This is a genomic window from Limnohabitans sp. 15K (assembly GCF_002778285.1).
GTDB lineage: Bacteria > Pseudomonadota > Gammaproteobacteria > Burkholderiales > Burkholderiaceae_C > Limnohabitans_A.
Genome location: NZ_NESM01000001.1, coordinates 138,881 through 162,233 on the forward strand (window position 1 = coordinate 138,881; position 23,353 = coordinate 162,233).

The following is a 23,353-nucleotide window of genomic DNA, read 5'->3' on the forward strand; positions in this document are numbered from 1 at the left end:
GGGAGCCCCGCCCTCGGGGCGATGAAGCACCTGAGCGGAGCACACGCCTATCGCGAAGAGGGCGCCGCTCCTACAGCAAATCGCGCAGCGGGTGGTGCTCGGTTGGCCAAGGGCTAGCAAAGAAACGGGCTGCTTCGGTAGCGTCCACTTCTTCCACGCGAGCAGGCTTCCAGTTGGGTGTGTGGTCTTTGTCCACCGCCAAGGCCCGGATGCCTTCAACCGTGTCGCTGTCACCCACAGCGCGCAAATGGAAACAGTGGTGCACCATGTCGCGCTCCATGCGCAAATCGTCGGCCAAGCTCATTTGACGGGCGCGGCGAATTTGTTCCAGCACCACCTGCAGCATCAAAGGCGAGCGCTGACGCAAAGCATGGGCAGTCTTCTGGCTCCATTCGTCGCTGGCAGACTCCAGTTTTTGCAGCATGTCGGCCACCGTGGGCAGGCCAAAAACCTCGTCAATTTGGGGCTGGGGCGTGAGCTTTTCAGGCGTGAAAGCACCCGCCTGAGCCATCACCCAACGCTCCACAGACTCCGCATTTTCAAAGGGGCTGCTGATCAGTTTTTGCCAGATGGGCTCGAGCATGCCGCTCGTCAAACCGATGTCGGCCAACTTGGCCGCCACGGCTTGTGCACCCGTGAGCATTTGGCCAGTCAGGCCCAAATATTCACCCAAACGGCCTGGGCAACGGCTTAAGAAATAACCACCGCCAACGTCGGGGAACAAACCAATGAGGGTTTCGGGCATGGCCATCTTGGTGCGCTCGGTCACCACGCGCACACTCGCGCCTTGGCTGATGCCCATGCCACCGCCCATGACAATGCCATCCATGAAGGCGATGTAGGGCTTGCTGTAGGTGTGAATCAGGTGGTTGAGACGGTACTCTTCCGTGAAGAAGTCCCCCAGAGAGGCGTCACCCGCATGGGCGGCTTGGTGAAAAAACCGAATGTCGCCACCTGCGCAAAATGCGCCAAATGGACCTTCCTTGCCCGTGCCCCGCACGGCCACGGCCAAGACCTGGGGGTCGTCTCGCCAAGCCAGCAGCGCCTGGGTCAATGAACGCACCATTTCCAGCGACAAGGCGTTCAGAGCCTTGGGGCGGTTCAAGGTGATGCAGCCGATGCGGCCTTCGATTTGCGCGATGACATCAGACATTGTTTTGTCTCCAGCCTAAGCATTCATTGAAAAGCAAGGCACCCAAGACGAGGGCACCTCCCAAAAGCACGCTCAGTTGCGGCGCTTCGTTTGCGCCCCACCAAGCCAAAGCGATGCCGAAAACGATTTCAAGCAATGCCAGCAAAGCCACCTCGGGTGCTTTGAGCACTCGGGCACACACCACCGACAAAGCGCAGGGAATGGCCAATTGGAACAAGCCCAGCATGGCCAGCAAACCCACATCATGCGCCGAAGCCTGAAACGGCATGGACAAAGGCAAAGTCAGCAAGGTCGACATGAGCGCCCCCAGCATGACGCTGGGCACCAGGTCGAGGTTTTGCCCCTCGCTTTGGCTTTTTTGCGTCAGCGTCCACTGCACAGAGCCTGCAATGGGGACGCACAGAGCGACCAATGAACCGATCAAGAAATTGGGATCGCCCAAGCTCAGTTGTGAGCCATACATCCAGGAAATGCCCATGCCTGCCAGCACAATCGCCAGCCAGGTCCGAGTTGGCAAACGGTGCCCCAAAAACACCCGAGTGATCAAAGCGGTGAGCAAAGGCCCCACCGCCATGGTGATCAACACGTTGGCCACCGCGGTCAGGGTGAGCGCCACCATGAAGGCTGTGAACATGACACTCCAGCAAATGCCGGAGTACCAAAAGTAACGGCTGCGCAAAGGCAGCCGTGACCAAACACCTCGGCCCTGCCACAGGGGCAGGATGATCAGCAATGACACAACGGTGAAGAAGCTGCGCCAGAAGGTGACTTCAAAGCTGCGTGCTTGCTCCAGGTGGCGTGTCACCACCCCGGCCATGGACCACAGGGCGGTAACACCCACCATGGTCCATACAGCCAAACCGTGCGTTAAACGCATGATCGTCAACCGATCACTTGTTGCGCTTGCGATCGCTTTCCTTCAGGAAACGCTTGCGCAGACGCACGCTCTTGGGCGTGATTTCGACCAGCTCGTCGTCCTCGATGAACTCAACGCCGTATTCCAGGGTCAGGTCAATCGGGGGCGTGATCTTGATCGCGTCTTCCTTGCCGGACACGCGGAAGTTGGTCAGCTGCTTGGTACGTGTAGCGTTGACCACCAGGTCGTTGTCACGGCTGTGGATACCCACAATCATGCCTTCGTACACCGGATCGTTCGCCTTGACGAACATGCGGCCGCGGTCGTCCAATTTGCCCAAGGCGTAGGTGAAGATTTCACCGTCATCCATGGAAATCAACACACCGTTTTTACGACCACCGATGTCACCCTTGTGCAGCTCGTAGCTGTCAAAGATGTTGGAGATCAGGCCAGAACCACGGGTCAAGTTCAGGAATTCGTTGGTGAAACCAATCAGGCCACGGGCGGGAATGCGGTATTCCAAACGGACACGGCCACGGCCATCGGGTTCCATGTTGACCAGCTCGCCCTTGCGCTCGCCCAAGGCTTGCATCACGCCGCCCTGGTGGGTTTCTTCGATGTCGGCGGTCACCAACTCGATAGGCTCATGGCGCTCGCCATTCACATCGCGGAACACCACGCGTGGCTTGGAAACCGCCATCTCGTAGCCTTCGCGGCGCATGTTTTCCAACAAGATGGTCAGGTGCAATTCACCACGGCCCATGACTTCAAAGATACCTTCTTCGTCGGTTTCTTTCACGCGCAGGGCGACGTTGTGTTGCAGTTCTTTTTGCAGACGGTCCCAGATTTGGCGGCTGGTCACAAACTTGCCTTCACGACCGGCCAAGGGGCTGGTGTTCACGCAGAAGTTCATGGTCAGCGTAGGCTCGTCCACCTTCAGCATGGGCAGAGGCGCTGGGTTGGCGTTGTCGGTGACCGTCACGCCAATGTTGAGGTCGGCAATGCCGTTGATCAACACGATGTCGCCAGGACCGGCTTCGGTCACTTGCACGCGGTCCAGGCCTTGGAATTTCAGCACTTGGTTGACACGGCCTTTGATGGCTTTGCCGTCCGCGCCTTCCATAACGACCACATCCATTTGAGGCTTGATGGTGCCTTGGCTGATGCGGCCCACGCCGATACGCCCCACGAATGTGGAGAAGTCGAGCGCAGAAATTTGCAGCTGCAATGGTGCTGCAGGGTCACCCTTTTGAGGTGGAACGTGCTTGAGCACGGTGTTGAACAGGGCCGACATGTCGGGGCCCCACTGCTCACCGGGTGCGCCTTCTTCGAGCGATGTCCAACCGTTGATACCGGAGGCGTACACCACGGGGAAGTCGAGTTGCTCGTCGTTCGCGCCGAGTTTGTCAAACAAGTCAAAAGCGGCGTTGACCACTTTGTCGGGGTTGGCACCGGGCTTGTCGACCTTGTTGACCACCACGATGGGCTTGAGGCCCAAGGCCAAAGCTTTCTTGGTCACGAAGCGGGTTTGAGGCATGGGGCCTTCTTGCGCATCGATCAGCAAAACCACACCGTCCACCATGGACAAGGCGCGCTCCACTTCACCGCCGAAGTCCGCGTGACCGGGGGTGTCAACGATGTTGATGTGGGTGCCTTCCCAGCTCACGGCGCAGTTCTTGGCCAGAATGGTGATGCCACGCTCGCGTTCGATGGCGTTGTTGTCCATCACGGTGTCCACGATTTTCTCGTGGTCAGCGAAGGTGCCCGACTGACGCAGCAGTTGGTCCACCATGGTGGTTTTGCCATGGTCAACGTGGGCGATGATGGCGATGTTGCGAATTTGCTTGGTCATGCTTTCTCTTCCTTTAAACCTGCTCGGCCAGCAACGGCTCGGTGGCAGGTGAACTTTCTAAAATCTGTTGAATTTCCATCGGGCTCAACAATCGACCCGGAATCAATTCGCCGCCATGCACAACCGCTGTTCCCAGCAAGGCACGAGGATGTTCTCCATACACGGCGACTTGATCACAATCAACCCAGGGGCCGCGTCTGCGCACCCCATTCAAAAAACGATCCGTACTGTCTTTGTCCAGCTGCACCTCGGTGTAACCGGGCAGCAGCACATGCACCGGCTGCAAAGCAGCCAAGCGCTGGACTTCGTCCATGGCTTCCAGTTGCACCAGCGACACGCACTGGGCTTCTTCAAAAGGACCTGTCACCACGCGGCGCAAAGCGCTCAAGTGGCCACCACAACCCAATGCTTCGGCAATGTCTTCGCCCAGCGTGCGGATGTAAGTGCCTTTGCTGCAACGCACACGCAAACGCAAAAATGGCGCGTCGGCTTGCAGTTGCATGTCCAGCAAATCCAGATCATGAATCACCACGTTGCGCGCTTCGCGCTCAACGGTTTCGCCCTCTCGGGCATATTCGTACAAGGCCTTGCCGTCCTTTTTCAAGGCACTGTGCATCGGCGGCACTTGGCTGATCGGTCCCATGAACCGATCCAATACTTCAACCACCATACCTGCTGAACATGACACTTCTCGGACAGAGATCACATCACCTTCGGCATCGCCCGTGCTGGTTTTCAAACCCAACCGGACCGTGGTCTCATAAGTCTTGTCGGCATCCAGATGCTGCTGGCTGAACTTGGTGGCAGCGCCAAAACACAAAGGCAAGACCCCTGTTGCCAAAGGATCCAGAGTGCCGGTGTGCCCTGCTTTTTCAGCACGAAGCAACCATTTGGCTTTTTGCAAAGCCTGGTTGCTGGAAAGACCCAGCGGTTTGTCGAGCAAAAGCACCCCGTGCACAGGGCGCCGCTGCACCCTGGTGCGTGGCGCGTTCATGCTCAGTCCTCCTGGGCGCGAGACGACACGGCCTTGGCGATCAATGCGTTCATGTCCGATGCACGTTCGGTGGTGCGGTCAAACAAGAAATGCAGTGTCGGCACGGTGTGGATGTGCAAACGCTTGAACAAACCATTGCGCAAGAAACCTGCGGCCGCATTCAAGCCTTCTGTCGCTTCATCGGGGTTACCCGTCAAAACACTGAAGTAGACCTTGGCATGTGCGTAGTCGGGCGTGACCTCGATCGCATTGATCGTGACCATGCCCACCCGTGGATCTTTCAACTCGCGCGCAATCAACTCGGCCAGATCCCGCTGGATCTGGTCGGCCACGCGGAAACCGCGGTTGGGCACAGAGGACTGCTTTTTGCGCGCCATTTACAGCGTTCTCGCAATTTCCTTGACGTCGAAGAATTCGAGGTAATCGCCTTCTTTGATGTCGTTGTAGTTCTTGAGCTTGATACCGCACTCGAAGCCTTCTTTGACTTCACGCACGTCGTCCTTGAGGCGTTTGAGAGAGTCGAGCTCGCCGGTGTAAATGACGACGTTCTCGCGCAGCAGACGGAATTTGGCGCTGCGGGTGACTTGACCCGAAGTGACCATACAACCGGCAACGGTACCGATCTTGGAAGCCACGAACACGGTCCGAATTTCGGCCATACCCATGATTTCTTCGCGCTGCTCGGGCGCCAACATGCCCGACATGGCGGCTTTGAGTTCATCCACAGCGTCATAAATGATGTTGTAGTAATGAAGGTCAACACCATTGCCTTCGGCCAATTTGCGCGCACCGGCATCGGCACGCACGTTGAAACCGATCACGATGGCCTTGGAGGCGATCGCCAGGTTGATGTCCGACTCGCTGATGCCGCCCACGCCGGAGTAAACCAACTGGACTTTGACTTCTTCGGTCGACAGCTTGAGCAAGGACGCGCCCAAGGCTTCTTGCGAACCCTGCACATCGGCCTTGATGATGATCGGCAGCATCTTGACTTCGCCCGCGGACATGTCGGTGAACATGTTCTCGAGCTTGGCCGCTTGTTGCTTGGCCAGCTTGGTGTTACGGAACTTGCCTGCACGGTACGTGGCGATTTCGCGGGCACGGCGTTCGTCGCCCATGACCATGAATTCATCACCAGCTTGAGGCACTTCGGTCAAGCCTTGGATCTCGACCGGGATCGATGGTCCAGCAGACTTGATGGCCGCGCCGTTTTCGTCCAGCATGGCACGCACGCGGCCAAAAGTCTGACCGGCCAACACCACGTCGCCTGTATTCAAAGTACCGGACTGCACGAGGATCGTGGCCACAGGACCGCGGCCTTTGTCCAGACGCGCTTCGATGACCAGACCCTTGGCAGCGGCTTGCACCGGGGCTTTGAGTTCCAACACTTCAGCTTGCAAGAGCACTTGCTCGAGCAAGTCGTCGATGCCCATGCCTGTTTTGGCGGAAACGGACACAAAAGGCGCATCGCCACCAAATTCTTCGGGCACGACTTCTTCGGCAATCAGTTCACTGCGCACGCGCTCGATGTTGGCGTCGGGCTTGTCCATCTTGTTGATGGCGACCACGATCGGCACACCGGCTGCTTTGGCGTGCTTGATGGCTTCTTTGGTCTGTGGCATCACGCCGTCGTCACCGGCCACCACCAAGATGACGATGTCAGTGGCTTGAGCACCACGGGCACGCATGGCCGTGAAGGCCTCGTGACCGGGCGTGTCCAAGAAAGAGATCATGCCGCGAGGCGTTTCGACGTGGTATGCACCAATGTGCTGGGTGATGCCACCGGCTTCGCCCGAAGCCACTTTGGCTCGGCGAATGTAGTCGAGCAGCGACGTTTTACCGTGGTCAACGTGGCCCATGACGGTGACCACAGGGGCACGCGGCAAAGACTCTGCGTGCTGATCCAAAACTTCGTCATCGGTAAAGGCTTCTGGATCGTCCAGAGCAGCGATCACCGCTTTGTGACCCATTTCTTCCACCACGATCATGGCGGTGTCTTGGTCCAAAGGCTGGTTCATGGTGGCCATTTGGCCGAGCTTCATCAAATGCTTGATGACCTCTGAGGCCTTGATCGCCATCTTGTGGGCCAATTCGGCCACGGTGATGGTTTCGGGCACATGGACTTCGAGCACGCGCACTTCAACAGGCGCCTGCTGGCTGTGGCCATCGTCACGGTCGCGTTCGTTGCCACGACGGCCACGGGGACCGGTGCGCCAGTTGTTACGACCCACACCACCGCTGCTGTCGCCGCGGGTTGGAATGGCTTTCTTCTTGGCAGGATCTCCAGCCCAGCTGGAAGACAGCTTGGCGGATTTGACTTCTTTGTTGCCACCAGGCGCAGCAGGGGCTGCAGCTTGAGCGGCGGCTGCACGCGTACCTGGTGCGGGTGTGCCAGCAGGTTTGTGCAAGGTGCCTTTGACCGCGGCTTTGGCCTCGACCTTGGGCTCTTCTTTCTTGGCGACCAACACCTTTTTAGGGGCGTTCATCATGGTGCGAATGGCCTCGGCCTCGGCCAAAGCCTTGCGGCGACGCGAATCCAAATCGGCAGCGCGGGCGGTGTCCTCGTCGGCTTTCGCCTTCGAGTCAGCCGCCGCCTTCAAGGCCAGGGCTTCACGGGCTTCTTGCTCGGATTTGGCTTTGGCTACAGCGGCTTGTGCAGCTTCTGCGGCCTTGGCAGCCGCTACATTTTCCGCAGAAATGGTGGGCGCAGCAGCAGGAGCGGCCTTCGCTTGCGAGGCCGCGTTGATGCTGGCCGCTTCTGCGCGGGCCAACTCCTGACGCTCGTCGCGGCTCAATTGAGGTTTGGCGGGCGCGGCTTGGCCTGCAGCCAATGCGGCTGCGTCGGCAAGAGATTGGACCTCGGCGCGCGCTTGCGCTTCTTGGGCTTGCAACTCACTGCGCTGCTTGGCCTCGTGCTCTTCACGCACGCGGCGTTTTTCTGCCAACTCTTCTTCTTGACGGCGAATCAGCTCGGCTTGTCGACGGGCTTCTTCTTCACGTCGGGCCAAGTCAGCATGGTCGATCACGGGCTCTTGTGGCTCTTCGACTGGCGCTTCTTGAACCGGCTCGTCGTCACGCTTGATCAAGGTGCGTTTTTTGCGAACTTCCACCTGGATGGTGCGGGCTTTGCCCGAAGCATCGGCTTGCTTGATCTCGCTGGTGGACTTTTTGACCAGGGTGATTTTTTTGCGGTCTGCGGTCACCGTGCCGTGACTGGCTTGCAGGAAACTGAGCAATTTTTGCTTGTCAGCGTCGTTCAGCGTATCGCTGTCCGAGGTCTTAGCGACGCCCGCCGATCGCAACTGATCGAGCAAGACATCGGCAGATTTTTTGAGTTCGTTTGCGAACTCGGCAACAGTGGTACTGGACATATTGTGTTCAAGCCTCCATAGCTTCAGGCCTGGCCTGCGAACCAATGTTCGCGGGCTTTCATGATCAGGGCGGTCGCCTCTTCAGCAGTCTGAGCAGTGATGTCAGTCAGTTCGTCGGTGGCCAAGTCAGCCAAATCGTCACGGGTCTGAATACCCGCTTCAACCAGCTTGGAAATCAGCTCAGGCGTCAAGCCTGGCAGGTCACGCAGATCTTGAGACACGTCTTCGACGCTCTCTTCTCGTGCAATTTCGAGGGTCAACAAAGCGTCTTTGGCGCGCGTGCGCAGCTCGTTGATGGTGTCTTCGTCGAAGCTTTCGATCTCCAACATTTCCTGGATCGGGACGTAAGCCACTTCTTCCAAACTGGTGAAACCTTCACCGATCAGGATGTCGGCAATTTCTTGGTCGACGTCCAGTTTTTCCATGAACAACTGGCGGATGCCGGTGGTTTCTTCGGCCTGCTTCTGGGCAGACTCGGCGGCGTCCATGATGTTGATCTTCCAGCCGGTGAGGTCAGAAGCCAAGCGCACGTTTTGGCCACCACGGCCAATCGCAATCGCCAGGTTTTCTTCGTCCACCACCACGTCCATGGCGTGCTTTTCTTCGTCCACCACGATGGACTGCACGTTGGCCGGAGCCAAAGCGCCAATCACGAACTGGGCGGGGTCTTCGCTCCACAACACGATGTCGACACGCTCGCCAGCCAACTCGTTGGTGACGGCGTTGACTCGGGTGCCACGCACACCAACGCAAGTCCCAATAGGATCGACGCGCTTGTCGTGCGAAAGCACAGCAATCTTGGCGCGCGAACCGGGGTCACGGGCGCAAGTTTTGATTTCGAGCAGGCCTTGCTCAATCTCGGGCACTTCCTGGCGGAAGAGTTCGATCATGAACTCGGGGGCCGAACGCGACAACAAGATCGGGGCACCCCGCAAGGTCAAGTCCACTTCCATGATCATGGCGCGCACACGGTCGCCACTGCGCAGGTTTTCCTTGGGGATCATCTCGCTGCGACGCAGGCGGCCTTCAATGCGGCCCGACTCACAGATGATGTCGCCCTTGTCCATGCGCTTGACGGTGCCGACAAAAATCTTTTCGCCACGCGACATGAAGTCGTTGAGCAACATTTCGCGCTCTGCGTCACGGATTTTTTGCAAAATGACTTGCTTGGCGGCCATGGCACCAATACGGCCAATGGGCAAAGACTCGATCGGCTCTTCGATGTACTCATCGACTTCGATGTCGGGGATTTGCTCTTTGGCTTCGAACAAGAGAATTTCTTGCTCGGGCAACTGCAGACCGGCCTCATCGGGAACCACATGCCAGCGGCGGAAGGTTTCGTAGTTGCCATGGTCGCGGTCAACAGACACGCGGATGTCCACTTCGCCTGAATACAACTTTTTGGTGGCTTGGGCCAAAGCGGCCTCAACAGCACCAAACACCACGTCGCGCTCCACGTTCTTTTCACGTGAGATGGCTTCGACCAGCATCAGCATTTCGCGATTCATGACTTGACTCTCCTGTTCCACTGGGCCTGCAGATCAGACCCGATATAAATGCTCAAAACCCGACACCCGGTCAGGCTTCAACCTTTGGCTTGCGCCCTTTGAAATCCACCACGGGGGCCAAACGGGCCTCGCGCAATTCGTCCAATGTGAAGCCCAGCGCATTCAAAGGCGCAGGGACTCGTTTTTTACTGATTCTTTGACCGGGCTTGCCCACAGGCTCATCGCTCCAGACGATTTGCCAGCCATCATTGTTGGCTGTTCGCTCCAGGGTGCCGCGAAATTTTTTGCGGCTGGCACTGACCAGACCCACAGCGTTGTCACCCATAGGCGCTTTGAGCGTGATGTCGATCAACTCGCCCGCAAAGCGTTCAAAATCTTTTTCATGCCGAAGGGGGCGATCAATGCCGGGAGAAGAAACCTCCAGCCGGTTGTAGGTGACGCCATCCACTTCGAGGGCAAACTGCAGTTGCCGGTTGACTTTTTCGCAGTCTTCCACGTTGATGAACAGCTCAGCGCCTGGCTGCCAGGGAAAATCGATGGTGATGCGCAACAAACCGCCCGCTGTGCGGTCAATCTCAACCAGGTCATAGCCCAGGCCGGTCACGGTTTCTTGAACAATTTGCTGCAATGCCACAGAGCTTCGAAATTTCAACGTTAAAAAAGAAAGACCCAAAAAAAACGGGCGGTGAAAACCCGCCCGTTTGGTCGTGAAGCTAGTATTCTAGCCGAAAAACGCGCTAAGTGCGTGATTTTGAAGGAAAACGGCGTGACGTTTCAAGGGCTGCAGCACCAAATCATGGAAAGGCTTCGAGCAAACTGCGGGTGTAAGCATGCTCCGGATTGTTCAAGACCTGAATGGCCTCACCGGCCTCCACGACCTGCCCTGCCCGCAGCACCAACACCTGATGCGCCATGGCCCTCAACACATCGATGTCATGGGTGATCAGCAGGTAAGCCATGCCCCGTTTGGCTTGCAAACTCTGCAGCAATTGGAGGATTTGCTTTTGTACGGTGACATCCAAAGCACTGGTCGGCTCGTCTAAAACGAGCAAATCGGGTTGGATCACCAGTGCCCTGGCCAGGGCGATGCGCTGCCTTTGACCACCCGAAAAGGCATGGGGGTAGCGGTTCAGCAAGTCCGGAAAGTCGGCAACAGAAAGCCCCACCTCTGCCAAAGTGCTCAGCACTTGCGCCTCAATTTGAGGTTCTGGCGTTTGGGGCGCATGCCAACGCAAGCCCTCCGAAACGATCTCACCCACCGTCATGCGGGGAGACAAACTGCCATACGGGTCTTGGAACACCACTTGCACACGCCGCCTCAAGGCTTTGTCTTTGGCCGGCACGTTTTGCCAGGTATGACCGCCAAAGGACAGTTGGCCGGAATGGGGGATCAAGCCCAAAACGGCTTGGGCCAAACTCGATTTGCCAGAACCTGACTCGCCCATCACGCCCAAAGTGGTGCCAGCCCTGATGCTGAAATCGGCACCCTGCAAAGCGGTGAAATGGTGTTTTTGAAACCAATACCGAAAACCTGTCTTGTGGATGGGGTAGCGCACCTGCAGGTTTTTGGCCTCCAGGAGAGTCATCTCTTGAGACCTTGCGTCCAGCTGAGCTTCGGCCAAACCCTCTCGACTGGGACGGCTGTCCAGTAACTTCTGGGTATAGGCATGCTGAGGCTTAGAAAAAACATCCGCCAAAGCGCCCTGCTCCACCAATTGACCTTTTTCCATCACCGCCACACGGTCGGCGAAGTGACGCACCAAAGCCAAGTCGTGGGTGATCAAAAGCACCGCCATGCCGGTTTTTTGCTGCAAATCGGACAAAAGTTGCAGCATTTGAAGTCGCAAACTGGCGTCCAGCGCTGTGGTCGGTTCATCGGCCAGCAACAACCGAGGCTCCGATGAAAGGGCCATGGCCATCATGGCGCGTTGGCGTTGGCCACCCGACAACTGGTGTGGATAAGCCATAAATCGGCGCTTCGGGTCATCGATGCCAGTGTCAGCCAGCCATTCAACAGCGCGCGCGTCGGCATCGCGACGAGACATGCCTTTTTTGAGCTGTAAAACTTCCGAAATTTGCTGACCCACGGTCATCAGCGGGTTGAGCGCCGTCATCGGCTCTTGAAAAATCATGGCGATCTCGTCACCCCGGATGCTTTGCATTTGTGCAGGCGAGCGAAGCAACAGGTCTTCACCTTGCCACAAGACTTGACCGGTCAATTGCGCCGACTCCAGCAAACGCAGCACGGACAAAGCCGTGACCGACTTGCCCGACCCCGATTCGCCCACCAAAGCCAAGCGTTCGCCAGCGTGGATGTGAAGGTTCAGGCCATGCACCACAAGCTGTTCGCCAAAAGCGATGCGCAGGCCTTTGATTTCCAACAAGGCGTGTGGCGCGTTCATGTTTGCGCCTTCCGGGGGTCCAGCGCATCGCGCAGGGCATCACCCATGAATGTCAACAAAAGCAACGTCACCACCAACACGGCGAATGTGGACAGGGAGATCCACCACGCATCGATGTTGTTTTTGCCTTGGGCCAACAACTCGCCCAAGGACGGCGTGCCGGGCGGTACGCCCAGACCCAAAAAATCGAGCGAGGTCAAGGCCAAAATAGCACCGCTCATTCGGAATGGCAAAAAAGTGACCACGGGGTTCATGCTGTTGGGCAAGACATGCCGCCAGATGATTTGCCAATGACCCAAACCCAGCGCACGGGCCGACTTGACGTAATCGAGTTGGCGGTTGCGTAAAAACTCGGCACGGACATAGTCCGACAAGCCCATCCAGCCAAATAAACTGAGCAGCACCAACAACAAGCCCACGCTGGGTTCAAACACCGCTGAAAAAATGATGAGCAAATACAGCTCAGGCATGGCACTCCAAATTTCAATAAAACGCTGAAACACCAAATCGGTCTTGCCCACGAAAAAGCCTTGCACAGCCCCGGTCAGCACCCCCAGCAACACCCCAAACAGCGTCAGCGCCATCGCAAACAAGACCGACACCCGAAAGCCATAAATCAAACGCGCCAAGACATCGCGCCCTCGGTCATCGGTGCCCAGCCAGTTGCGGCTTGTGGGAGGTGCGGGGTTGGGCAAAGGCGCAAAGTAATCGAGTGTGCTGTGGTGGTAAGGGTTAGGCGCTTGCAAGGCCCAATTGCCATTTTTTTTCAGTTGCTGCTGGATAAAAGGGTCGAGGTAATCGGCAGGCGTTTCAAAGTCGCCGCCAAACACTTTCTCTGGCAAGGTTTGCACAACGGGGAAATACCACTGCCCTTCAAATCGAACGAGCAAGGGCTTGTCGTTGGACAAAAATTCAGCGCCCAGACTCAGCAAAAAAAGTGTGACAAAAACGATCAGACTGCCAAACCCCAAACGGTTGTGCCGAAAACGCTGCCAGCCTCGCGCCGATGGCGAAAGTTGCGCTGGTGAGATGGACTTAGACGGTGTCACCACAGAGGACATGCCAGATGGGCTCAAGGAGGGAGTGTTCATGCGTCAAACTTCACGCGGGGGTCCACCCACAAGTAACAAAGATCGCTGATCAATTTGGTGACCAAGCCGATCAGCGTGAACAGATACAAAGTGCCCAGCACCACCGGGTAGTCCCGCCGAATGACGGCTTCGTAACTGAGCAAGCCCAAACCATCCAGCGAAAAGAGGGTTTCAATCAGCAAAGAGCCGGTGAAAAAAGCGCCGATGAAAGCCGCCGGAAATCCCGTGACCAAAGGTATCAGGGCATTGCGCATGACATGGCGGTACAACACGCGGTTTTCACTCAAACCTTTGGCACGAGCGGTCAGCACGTACTGCTTGCGAATCTCTTCCAGAAAAGCATTTTTGGTCAGCATGGTGATGACCGCAAAAGAGCCCAAAACACTGGCTGTGACGGGCAAAGCAATGTGCCATAAATAGTCCACCACCTTGCTGCCCCAGCTCAGCTGCTCCCAGTTGGACGAGGTCAGGCCGCGCAAGGGGAACCATTGCAGTTGACCGCCGAACACCACCAGCAAAGCCACGCCCAGCACAAAGCCCGGAATGGCATAACCCACCAACACCAGCAAGCTGGTGAGGGTGTCAAAGCGCGTGCCAGCACGCACCGCCTTGGCAATGCCCAAGGGCACCGATATCAGGTAACTCAGAAAAAATGTCCACAAGCCCAAACTGATGGACACGGGCAGTTTTTCTTGAATCAGGCTCCAAACATCCTTGGGGTAAAAAAAGCTTTGCCCCAAATCGAATTGCACAAACTGTTTGAGCATCATCCAAAACCGCTCAACGGGTGGTTTGTCAAAGCCGTAAAGTGTTTTGATTTCGGCAATGCGAGCGGCGTCCACGCCTTGACGGCCGCGGTAACCGCTGCCCGCTGCCGCAGCACCCTCACCGCCTGTGTCGCGCCCCTGCAACTGCGCCACCATTTGCTCCACCGGGCCACCGGGCACAAACTGAATCACCACAAAGGTCATCAACAAGACCCCCAACAAGGTCGGGACCATCAGCAGCAAACGTTTGAAGATGTAGGCCAACATGGGTCAAGGGGCTTTCAGAGCGTCTGGAGTTGCCACTTTGGGCGATGCCGCAGCTGGCGACCACCACACCGTGGTCACCAGTTTTTCTGGCTGGTAAAAACGCGGCAAATCGGCCGGACGTGCAAAGGCGGCCGCACGCCAAGACACCCTGTGAACCGCACCGTACCAATGCGGTACCACATAGTGGCCATGCCGCAGCACCCGGTCGAGTGCTTGCAGGCGAGTGACCAGTTCTGGCCTCGTGGTGGCGCTCACAGCCTTGTCGAGCAATGCGTCCACCGCAGGATCTTTGAGGCCCAGAATATTGCCGGAGCCCTCCACATCAGCCGACTTGGAGCCAAAGCGCTCGAGCAATTCCGTGCCCGGTGCCTCGCTGCCCACGGTGCGGTTGCTCACGATGTCAAAGTCAAACACGTCCATGCGCTTTTGCAGCAAGGCAAAGTCAATCACTTTGTAGCGAACCTGAATGCCCAGTTTTTCCAGGTTCTTGGCAAAGGGCGTGACCACGCGCCCCATGGAGCCAGAACTGTCCAAAAACTCGATGGTCAAGGGCTGCCCCTTCGCATTGCGCAACGCGCCATCGCGGTAGGTCCAACCAGCGGCTTGCAGCAAATCGCGCGCTTGGCGCAAATGCTCGCGCAGCGTGTGGCCCGATGTGGGGTCGAGCGCGGTTTGCGGCGGCTGAGGCACGGCTTGGTCAAACACGGCGGCAGGCAGTTGCTCGCGCAAGGGCTCCAACAGTGCCAACTCATTCGGGCCTGGCAAGGCCTTGGCCTCGAAATCGCTGGCCACAAAAAAACCGCGCACCCGGCTGTAAGCGTTGTAGAACAATTGGCGGTTCAGCCATTCAAAATCCATGGCCAAGGCAATCGCTTGGCGCACCCGAACATCTTTGAACTGTTCGCGCCTCAGATTGAACTGAAAGCCCTGAAAGTCACCGGCATTGCCATGCGGCAACTCGGCCTTGATCAAGGCTCCGCGGTCAAACGCCCTGCCCGTAAAAGCCCTGGCCCATTCACGCGCCACAAAGGACTGCATGTAATCGAACTCGCCCGCTTTGAAGGCTTCGAGCTGGGCGGTGCTGTCCTTGTAAATTTTGTAGGTGATGCGGTCAAAGTTGAACTGGCCTTTGCGCACATTCAGGTCTTGGGCCCAGTACGCCGGATCGCGCACATAGGTGATGTCTTTGCCAAACTGCACTGGGCCGATGCGGTAAGGACCGGATGCGATCGGGATCTCCATGACCATTTGGTCGAAGGCTTTGTGCATGTTCCCCTGCAAACCCCACTTGCGGCTGAACACGGGCATGGCCCCCACAATCAAGGGCAGTTCGGTGTTGGGCCGCACAAAATCAAAACGGATGCTGCGCTCGGCCAATACCGTGGCGGTTTTGACCTCGCCGAAATAAGTGCGGTACTGAGGAGCGGCCTGTTTGCTGGTCAGACGTTCAAAGCTGTGGCGAACATCGGCGGCCAACACCGGGTCACCGTTGTGGAAACGCGCTTGTGGGTGAATTTGAAAAACCACCGACATGCGGTCGGCGGCCACCTGAATGTCGGAGGCCAGCAAGCCATAGGCCGTGGTCGGCTCGTCCATATTGCCCACCAGCAAGGTGTCGAACAACATGTTCAACATGGACGGTGGTGCGCTGCCTTTGAGCGTGAAGGGGTTGTACTTGTCGAAGTTGGTCTGCCGCGTGGGCGGGACTAAAACAATTTCGCCGCCTTTGGGGGCAACAGGGTTGACATAGGCGAAATGAGTAAAGCCAGCGGGATAGCGGATGTCGCCAAACTGCGCATAAGCATGTGCAGCCCACACATGACCCGTGATGCAAAACCCAAGGGCCAGCAAGCAGAGTGTCCAGATTCGGGCCATGGGTCTTCGCATGCGACAATTCTGCACACATTTTTGAGGAGTTGAGGACATGACAACAAAAACAGGATTTCTGTCGGGGAAAAAGCTGCTGATCACAGGCGTGCTGTCCAACCGCTCGATCGCCTACGGCATTGCCAAGGCCTGTCACGCACAAGGGGCCGAGCTGGCTTTCAGTTATGTAGGTGAGCGCTTCAAAGACCGCATCACGGAGTTTGCGGCCGACTTTGACTCCAAACTGATCTTTGACTGCGACGTGGGCAGCGACGAGCAGATTGAAAAATTGTTCACCGACCTTTCAGCCACTTGGCCCAAGATCGACGGCTTTGTGCATGCCATCGGCTACGCACCGCGCGAAGCCATTGCAGGCGACTTCTTGGATGGCTTATCGCGTGAAGGCTTCAAAATTGCCCACGACATCAGCGCCTACAGCTTCCCGGCCATGGCCAAAGCGGCCCTGCCCTACCTGAACGACAAATCGGCTGTGCTGACATTGACCTATCTGGGCGCGATCCGCACGGTCCCCAACTACAACACCATGGGTCTTGCCAAAGCCAGCTTGGAAGCCTCTGTGCGTTACCTGGCCGAATCACTGGGCAGCCAAAACCGTGGCCTGCGTGCCAACGGCATCTCGGCTGGCCCCATCAAAACCTTGGCCGCCAGCGGCATCAAAGGCTTCGGCAAAATTTTGTCGGTGGTGGCCGAAGCCTCGCCCATTCGCCGCAACGTGACCATTGAAGATGTGGGCAATGTGGCGGCCTTCTTGCTCAGCGACTTGGCTGCGGGCGTGACCGCCGAGATCACGTATGTGGATGGTGGTTTCAGCCAAGTGGTAGGCGGTATTGCGGAGCCAGCGGCTGCGGCTTGAGTTGATCCAGTCTAGACATGAAAAAAGCGGCCAAGGCCGCTTTTTTCATGTGCCCCCGCAGGTGAGGCAGGGCCCTGTGCAGGGGCGATGTGGCAAAGCGAAGCGCCTCTGAGCCCCGGCACAGGGCCCTGCCTCACCTGCCAAACACAAGGACTCACGCAAAAAGCGTTAAGCCTTCACGCAATCCGCAAAATAACGCTTCTTGCCTTCGTCGTCCACGATCTCCACCAAACCATGGATGTCTGTTTCAAAGCCAGGGCACTTCTCATTGAACTCGCGGGCGAACTTGAGGTAATCCACGATCTTCTTGTTGAAGACTTCGCCTGGAATCAACAAAGGAATGCCCGGTGGGTAAGGCGTGACCAAGCCCACGGTGATGCGGCCTTCCAAGTGGTCGATTTCTACACGCTCGGTTTTGCGTTGGGCAATGTGGGCGTAGGCGTCAGATGGACGCATGGCTGGCGCCAAGTCGGACAAATACATGTCAGTCGTCAAAATGGCGATGTCGTACTTGGCGTACATCTCGTGCACATGCTGGCACAAATCGCGCAGGCCCATGCGTTCGTAGCGCGGGTGCTTCTGGCAGAACTCCGGCATGATTTTCCACATCGGCTGGTTCTTGGCGTACTCGTCTTTGAATTGCTGCAAAGCCGTCAGCAAGCTGTTCCAGCGGCCCTTGGTGATGCCGATGGTGAACATGATGAAGAAACTGTACAGGCCCGTCTTCTCCACCACCACACCGTGCTCGGTCAAAAACTTGCTGACAATCGATGCGGGAATACCGGTCTTGTCGAACTTGCCATCCAGGTCCAGTCCCGGCGTGACGATGGTCGACTTGATCGGGTCCAGCATATTGAAGCCATCGGCCAACTGCTGACCGAAACCGTGCCACTTGCTGGCTTTTTTGCGCGGGTCGTTGCGCAAGATCCAGTCATCCGCGCGGCCAATGCCTTCTTCGGCAAACTTCTCTGGGCCCCAAACCTTGAACCACCAGTCTTTGCCGTACTCGGCATCGATCTTGCGCATGGCGCGGCGGAAATCCAGGGCTTCGGCAATGCTCTCTTCCACCAAGGCGGTGCCACCGGGCGGCTCCATCATCGCAGCCGCCACGTCGCAACTGGCAATGATGCTGTACTGCGGCGAGGTGGAGGTGTGCATCAAATACGCCTCGTTGAAAAGCGGCCTGTCGAGTTTGACGCTTTGCGCATCTTGCACCAACACATGGCTGGCTTGGCTGATACCGGCCAGCAGCTTGTGGATGGATTGGGTGGCATACACCATCGACTCTTTGGGTCGTGCGCGCTTTTTCCCCATGGCATGGTAAGGACCATAAAACGGGTGAAATGCCGCATGTGGCAACCAGGCCTCGTCAAAGTGCAGGTTTTCCACGTAACCATCGAGCATGCTTTTGATGGTTTCGGTGTTGTACAGCACGCCGTCGTAGGTGGATTGCGTGAGCGTCATCACGCGGGGTTTGACCTTCTTGGGGTCAACACCCTTGAGCAAGGGGTTGGCCTTGATCTTGGCCATGATGGCCGCAGGCTCAAACTCGCTTTTGGGGATGGGGCCGATGATGCCAAAGTGGTTGCGCGTGGGCTTCATGAACACGGGCACAGCGCCGGTCATGATGATCGCGTGCAAGATGGACTTGTGGCAATTGCGGTCCACCACCACCACATCGCCCGGCGCCACGGTGTGGTGCCAAACGATCTTGTTGGAAGTGCTGGTGCCGTTGGTCACAAAGAAACAATGGTCGGCATTAAAAATGCGCGCTGCATTGCGCTCGCTCTCGCCAATGGCGCCGTTGTGGTCCAGCAATTGGCCCAACTCTTCCACCGCATTGCACACGTCGGCGCGCAGCATGTTTTCACCATAAAACTGGTGGTACATCTGGCCCACAGGACTCTTCAAAAAGGCCACGCCACCCGAGTGACCCGGGCAATGCCATGAATAGGAGCCATCTTCGGCGTAATCCAGCAAGGCTTTGAAGAATGGCGGCTGCACGCCCTCCAAGTAACTCTTGGCTTCGCGAATGATGTGACGCGCCACAAACTCGGGCGTATCTTCAAACATGTGGATAAAGCCGTGCAACTCGCGAAGGATGTCGTTGGGCAGATGGCGCGAGGTTTTGGTCTCGCCATAAATATAGATGGGCACGTCGGCGTTTTTACGGCGAACTTCGTCAATGAAAGCACGCAAGTTGATCACGGCCGGGTCCAGATCGGGACCGGGCGTGAACTCTTCGTCATCGATAGAGAGAATGAACGCACTGGCGCGGCTTTGCTGTTGCGCAAATTGCGACAAGTCCCCGTAACTGGTCACACCCAAAACCTCCAGTCCCTCGCTGACGATGGCATCTGCCAAAGCGCGAATGCCCAGACCCGAAGTATTTTCGGAGCGGTAGTCTTCGTCGATGATGACGATGGGGAAGCGAAATTTCATGGGCTTGTCGGGCAGTGCGCCAAATAAGGGTCAAAGGAATTCAAACAGAGGCGAAGTTTAAGGACAAAAAGACACGCTGAGGCAGCAAGGATCAGAATTCATCAAAAAACCATGGTGGGCAGCATACGGCAGCCCTGTGACAAGAATTGCGCTGCAGCCCAAGTTCTGTGTTTTTCCCCTGCTACAATTGTTGACTTCGGAGCGGTGGATGAGTGGTTTAAGTCGCACGCCTGGAAAGCGTGTGTGGGTTAATAGCCCACCGCGGGTTCGAATCCCGCCTGCTCCGCCAAAACCAAAAAAAGCCTGCACATGTGCAGGCTTTTTTTCGTCTGGTGATTCCAAAAGGTGTTCAGAACACCCTTTGAAAATCAGCCCCCGTCATGCGGGGGCCGTCAGATCAGCGAACCACAGCGATCTGTGCACGCTCGCCACCTTTGTAGGTGTACAAAGTCAAAGCGCCATTCTTGATGTCGCCTTTTTCATCAAACGCGATGTTGCCTGTCACACCCTTGTAGTTGATGGCTTTCAATACAGGCAGGTACTTGGCTGGGTCGGCAGAACCGGCTGTCACCATGGCAGTGGCCATGACTTTGACCGCGTCGTAAACGTAAGGGGCATACACCTGCACGTCAGCGTTGTATTTGGCCTTGAAGTCGGTGCGGAACTTGTCCATGCCGACTTTTTGTTCGCCTTCGACGCCACCGGCTTCAGCACACACCACGGCCTCGTCTTTCATGGCGTCACCAGCCAACTTGGCCAACTCGGCAGTACAGATACCGTCGCCACCCATGAATTTGGCGGTAATGCCCAAAGATTTCATTTGACGCAACATCGGGCCAGCGACAGCGTCCATGCCGCCGAAGAACACAACGTCAGGCTTCTTGGCTTTCAAGGTGGTCAAGATGGCGTTGAAGTCAGATGCTTTGTCGGTGGTGAACTCGTGGCCCACGATGGTGCCGCCTGCAGCGGTTGCGCCCTTCTTGAACTCTTCAGCCACGCCTTGGCCGTAAGCGGTACGGTCGTCGATCACAGCGATATTTTTGCCCTTGAGGGTTTCCACCGCGTATTTGCCCAATGTGCCGCCCAAGTGAACGTCGTCAGCCACCACGCGGAACGCGCCAGCGTAACCCTGGCGGGTGTACTTCGGGTTTGTTGCCGATGGGGAAATTTGAGGAATGCCAGCAGCGTTGTACAACTGCGAAGCAGGAATGGTGGTGCCGGAGTTCAGGTGACCGATCACGCCGTTCACTTTGGCGTCGACCAGCTTTTGCGCAGCCGCAGTGCCTTGCTTGGGGTCGGCAGCATCGTCTTCAGCCAGCAATTCGAATTTCACGGCTTTGTCGCCAAATTTCAGGCCAGCAGCATTGAGTTCCTCAATGGCCATGCGGGCGCCGTTTTCGTTGTCCTTGCCCAAGTGGGCGATGGCACCGCTGACAGGACCGACGTGACCGATTTTGATCACTTGGGCATCAGAGGCGGCGTCTTTTTTGCCGCAGGCTGCCAGAACCACTGCAGCAACAGCCACAGACACCAAGGTCAAATTGCGCGAACCAGAAAATTTCATGGAAACTCCGAAAAAAAAATTGCTTCAATCAAGCAAGCTGCAAAGATACTGCAAAACAAGACATTTTGCAGCTAGGGAAAACCAAAATTTGAGCCAAGGCATGCGCCCATGCATGGCCACATCTCAATTCTTCAATTGAGAACGTTGGAGCCAAACCTCTCGGAGGGTTTTGCGCACCAGTTCGGTGGTCAAGCGCTCCACTTCAGGGCGCAAGGTTTGGAGGATTTGAGTCTCCAAAGCCATCCAATCGAGCTTGTCTTGCATACGCCCATCCAGAGCATGCTGCAGGGCTTGGGAAACCGCGTCGTCCGTCAAAACCGTTGACAAAACAGGAATGGCGCCAGCTGGCATTTCTGAGGGCAAAGGCCCAGCCCATGTTGAGGCGTCCTTGGCGGTCATCCCGCTGCCACCTTGGACAAATCATGCTGTTTCAAGGCGTAGCCCTGGGCACTGTATTGACGCCAGCGCTGGCGTGCCGTCATGCGGCCGTGGTCATCGGTGGCCACGATCTCGATGAGGCGAGCGAAAGACTCAAAACCTTGGGGCACCTCATCACCCAGATTGACCAGCACATCCATGCCGGACAACTGAAAGGGGTCTACATGCAGGCGAATGGGTGATGCAGCCTGCACTTGCGCTTCATCGGCAGCATTGCTGTGCGGCAAAAAATCAGACTCCGAAAACGACCAAAGGGCTGCATCGAGTTGTCTCAAACTGGCCTCAGAACCCACCACGCCGACACGAAGCGCGCGCGCATGGGCTTTGCGCAAAAGTCTGCAGGTGTACTGCAGACGCTCCGGGGTGTTGAAGTGAAACTCGATCTGGGTCATAAGGGCCCATCACACTCGCCGGCTGGCAGGCATCTTGAGGGATTTCTGTTCCGCCTGGATCAACAAATATTGCAACAGCAAGGCCACAGGTCTGCCCGTGGCCCCTTTGGCCGCGCCGCTGCGCCAAGCCGTGCCAGCGATGTCCAGGTGTGCCCAAGGGAAACGTGAAGCAAAGCGCTGCAAAAATTTGGCCGCAGTGACGGCACCCGCTTGACGACCCGCCACGTTGGCCACGTCGGCAAAACGGGACTTCAGACCTTCCGCATAGTCCTCGTCCAAAGGCATCCGCCAGCACGTATCACCAGAAGCTTCACCGGCCAATTGGATCGTCTGGGCCAGGGCATCGTCGTTCGAGAAAAGTCCGGAACGAACGCCACCCAAGGCAATCACGCAAGCGCCGGTCAAGGTGGCGATGTCAATCACGGCCTGGGGCTTGAAGCGTTCGGCATAGGTCAATGCATCACACAGCACCAAACGCCCTTCGGCATCGGTGTTCAAAATTTCAATGGTTTGACCACTCATGCTGGTGACCACATCGCCCGGTTTCACGGCCGCAGCATCGGGCATGTTTTCGGTTGCAGGAATCAAACCCACCACATTGAGGGCAGGCTTGAGCTCACCCAGTGCTTTGAAAACGCCCAAAACGCTGGCGGCGCCGCACATGTCGAACTTCATCTCGTCCATTTCGGGCGCTGGCTTCATGGAAATGCCACCGGTATCAAACGTGATGCCCTTGCCCACCAGCACCACAGGTGCTTGAGATGAAGGTGCGCCGTTGTAGCGCATGACGATGAAGCGCAAGGGCTCTACAGAGCCACGCGCCACAGCCAGGAAAGCGCCCATGCCCAACTTGGTGACTTCTTTGGGGCCCATGACCTCGCATTTGAAAGAGCCGCCTTTGGCGATCGACTTGGCTGCATCGGCCAGCATGGATGGGGTGGCATGGTTGGCGGGTCGATTGGCCCACTCTTTGGCCACCTCAACACCCGACACAAGGGCCTGCGCGTAAACCACCGCTCTGCGCTGCTCAGCGTTGACCGTTGGGGTACTGAAAGTGACCCACTTGAGCGCCCGAGGTTTGGGTTGGCTAAAAGTGTGCGTGTAGCTGTAGCTGGCATCGGCCAAAGCCGTGGCCGCCACCTGAAGAATTTTGGCCGACACGTCAAATGCTGCATGCACCCCCAATCGTTTGATTTTGACGGACTTCAAAGCCACCCAAGCCGCGTTCACCGCGGTGCGAACTTGGGCCGGCATGCCATCGGCCACAGAGACGATCACCAAGTGTCTGGTTTTCACGCCAGCTTGTGCATACAGAGACAGCAAAGCACCCGGCTTGTGGTCAAAGTCACCGTGCAGGGTGGCCGACTTGACCAGGGCCGCAATGGGTTCTTTGCTCTGAGTCAGCTCGGCGTCTTGGGCAGGCCACAAGACGACCAGAGCATCCAGATCGTCACGAATCACCGTGGTCAGAGCGCGCTTTTGGATTTCGAGGTTCATAATTCAGTTTTTCCTTGGT

At 57.0% G+C, this 23,353-nt stretch carries 18 protein-coding genes and 1 tRNA gene; 2 read left to right on the forward strand and 17 right to left on the reverse strand.

What is annotated here, in order from left to right; all coding sequences use genetic code 11:
* Positions 1–70: 70 nt before the first annotated feature.
* From B9Z40_RS00660 to B9Z40_RS00715, 12 genes are all read right to left on the reverse strand, one after another.
* A complete protein-coding gene (locus B9Z40_RS00660; RefSeq protein ID WP_100171416.1) occupies positions 71–1,153 on the reverse strand; it encodes an enoyl-CoA hydratase/isomerase family protein in 1,083 nt (360 codons plus the stop codon).
* Positions 1,146–2,030 (reverse strand): DMT family transporter, encoded by an 885-nt coding sequence (locus tag B9Z40_RS00665; RefSeq protein WP_100171417.1) that lies wholly within the window; start codon positions 2,028–2,030, stop codon positions 1,146–1,148. The genes B9Z40_RS00660 and B9Z40_RS00665 overlap by 8 nt, the downstream gene beginning before the upstream one ends.
* Positions 2,031–2,043: 13 nt before the next feature.
* Positions 2,044–3,861, reverse strand: a complete 1,818-nt coding sequence (gene typA, locus B9Z40_RS00670) for a translational GTPase TypA (protein ID WP_100171418.1) — start codon at positions 3,859–3,861, stop codon at positions 2,044–2,046.
* Between the two features lie 13 nt (positions 3,862–3,874).
* Positions 3,875–4,855, reverse strand: a complete 981-nt coding sequence (truB, locus tag B9Z40_RS00675) for a tRNA pseudouridine(55) synthase TruB (protein WP_100171419.1) — start codon at positions 4,853–4,855, stop codon at positions 3,875–3,877.
* Between the two features lie 2 nt (positions 4,856–4,857).
* Positions 4,858–5,232, reverse strand: coding sequence for a 30S ribosome-binding factor RbfA (gene rbfA, locus B9Z40_RS00680; RefSeq protein WP_100119784.1), 375 nt, complete (start codon positions 5,230–5,232; stop codon positions 4,858–4,860).
* Entirely contained in the window at positions 5,233–8,226 is a 2,994-nt protein-coding gene (gene infB / locus B9Z40_RS00685) for a translation initiation factor IF-2 (protein WP_100171420.1), read from the reverse strand.
* Between the two features lie 23 nt (positions 8,227–8,249).
* Positions 8,250–9,734, reverse strand: a complete 1,485-nt coding sequence (nusA, locus tag B9Z40_RS00690) for a transcription termination factor NusA (RefSeq protein ID WP_100171421.1) — start codon at positions 9,732–9,734, stop codon at positions 8,250–8,252.
* A 70-nt stretch (positions 9,735–9,804) separates the two neighbouring features.
* Positions 9,805–10,368 carry a ribosome maturation factor RimP gene (gene rimP, locus B9Z40_RS00695; protein WP_100171422.1) on the reverse strand — a complete coding sequence of 188 codons (564 nt, stop codon included), beginning with the start codon at positions 10,366–10,368 and terminating at the stop codon, positions 9,805–9,807.
* A gap of 160 nt (positions 10,369–10,528) precedes the next feature.
* Positions 10,529–12,136, reverse strand: a complete 1,608-nt coding sequence (locus tag B9Z40_RS00700) for an ABC transporter ATP-binding protein (RefSeq protein ID WP_100171423.1) — start codon at positions 12,134–12,136, stop codon at positions 10,529–10,531.
* Complete coding sequence (locus tag B9Z40_RS00705; RefSeq protein ID WP_100171424.1) at positions 12,133–13,197, reverse strand: ABC transporter permease; 1,065 nt, start codon at positions 13,195–13,197, stop codon at positions 12,133–12,135. The genes B9Z40_RS00700 and B9Z40_RS00705 overlap by 4 nt, the downstream gene beginning before the upstream one ends.
* A 26-nt stretch (positions 13,198–13,223) precedes the next feature.
* Positions 13,224–14,261: a microcin C ABC transporter permease YejB gene (locus B9Z40_RS00710; protein ID WP_100171425.1), complete on the reverse strand. Its 1,038-nt coding sequence runs from the start codon at positions 14,259–14,261 to the stop codon at positions 13,224–13,226.
* Between the two features lie 3 nt (positions 14,262–14,264).
* Positions 14,265–16,148, reverse strand: a complete 1,884-nt coding sequence (locus tag B9Z40_RS00715) for an extracellular solute-binding protein (protein ID WP_199172461.1) — start codon at positions 16,146–16,148, stop codon at positions 14,265–14,267.
* A 37-nt stretch (positions 16,149–16,185) separates the two neighbouring features.
* On the opposite strand from B9Z40_RS00715, the gene fabI reads away from it, so the two are divergent.
* A complete protein-coding gene (gene fabI, locus B9Z40_RS00720; protein ID WP_100171427.1) occupies positions 16,186–17,001 on the forward strand; it encodes an enoyl-ACP reductase FabI in 816 nt (271 codons plus the stop codon).
* Positions 17,002–17,169: 168 nt separating this feature from the next.
* Here fabI and B9Z40_RS00725 read toward each other — a convergent pair whose 3' ends face one another.
* On the reverse strand, positions 17,170–19,443 hold the full coding sequence (locus B9Z40_RS00725) for an arginine/lysine/ornithine decarboxylase (protein WP_100171428.1): 2,274 nt from the start codon (positions 19,441–19,443) through the stop codon (positions 17,170–17,172).
* Between the two features lie 198 nt (positions 19,444–19,641).
* Here B9Z40_RS00725 and B9Z40_RS00730 point away from each other — a divergent pair.
* Positions 19,642–19,732 (forward strand) — tRNA-Ser (locus tag B9Z40_RS00730).
* Between the two features lie 108 nt (positions 19,733–19,840).
* Here B9Z40_RS00730 and B9Z40_RS00735 read toward each other — a convergent pair.
* The 4 genes from B9Z40_RS00735 to B9Z40_RS00750 all read right to left on the reverse strand — a co-directional run bounded on the left by B9Z40_RS00735 (position 19,841) and on the right by B9Z40_RS00750 (position 23,334).
* A complete protein-coding gene (locus B9Z40_RS00735) occupies positions 19,841–21,007 on the reverse strand; it encodes a branched-chain amino acid ABC transporter substrate-binding protein (protein ID WP_100171429.1) in 1,167 nt (388 codons plus the stop codon).
* 123 nt (positions 21,008–21,130) lie between these two features.
* Complete coding sequence (locus B9Z40_RS00740; protein ID WP_100171430.1) at positions 21,131–21,406, reverse strand: hypothetical protein; 276 nt, start codon at positions 21,404–21,406, stop codon at positions 21,131–21,133.
* Positions 21,403–21,837 (reverse strand): DNA polymerase III subunit chi, encoded by a 435-nt coding sequence (locus B9Z40_RS00745; protein ID WP_100171431.1) that lies wholly within the window; start codon positions 21,835–21,837, stop codon positions 21,403–21,405. Before B9Z40_RS00745 ends, B9Z40_RS00740 begins: the two co-directional genes overlap by 4 nt.
* A 9-nt stretch (positions 21,838–21,846) precedes the next feature.
* The gene (locus tag B9Z40_RS00750) at positions 21,847–23,334 is read right to left on the reverse strand and encodes a leucyl aminopeptidase (protein WP_100171432.1); all 1,488 of its coding nucleotides are present in this window, start codon (positions 23,332–23,334) and stop codon (positions 21,847–21,849) included.
* Between the last annotated feature and the right edge of the window lie 19 nt (positions 23,335–23,353).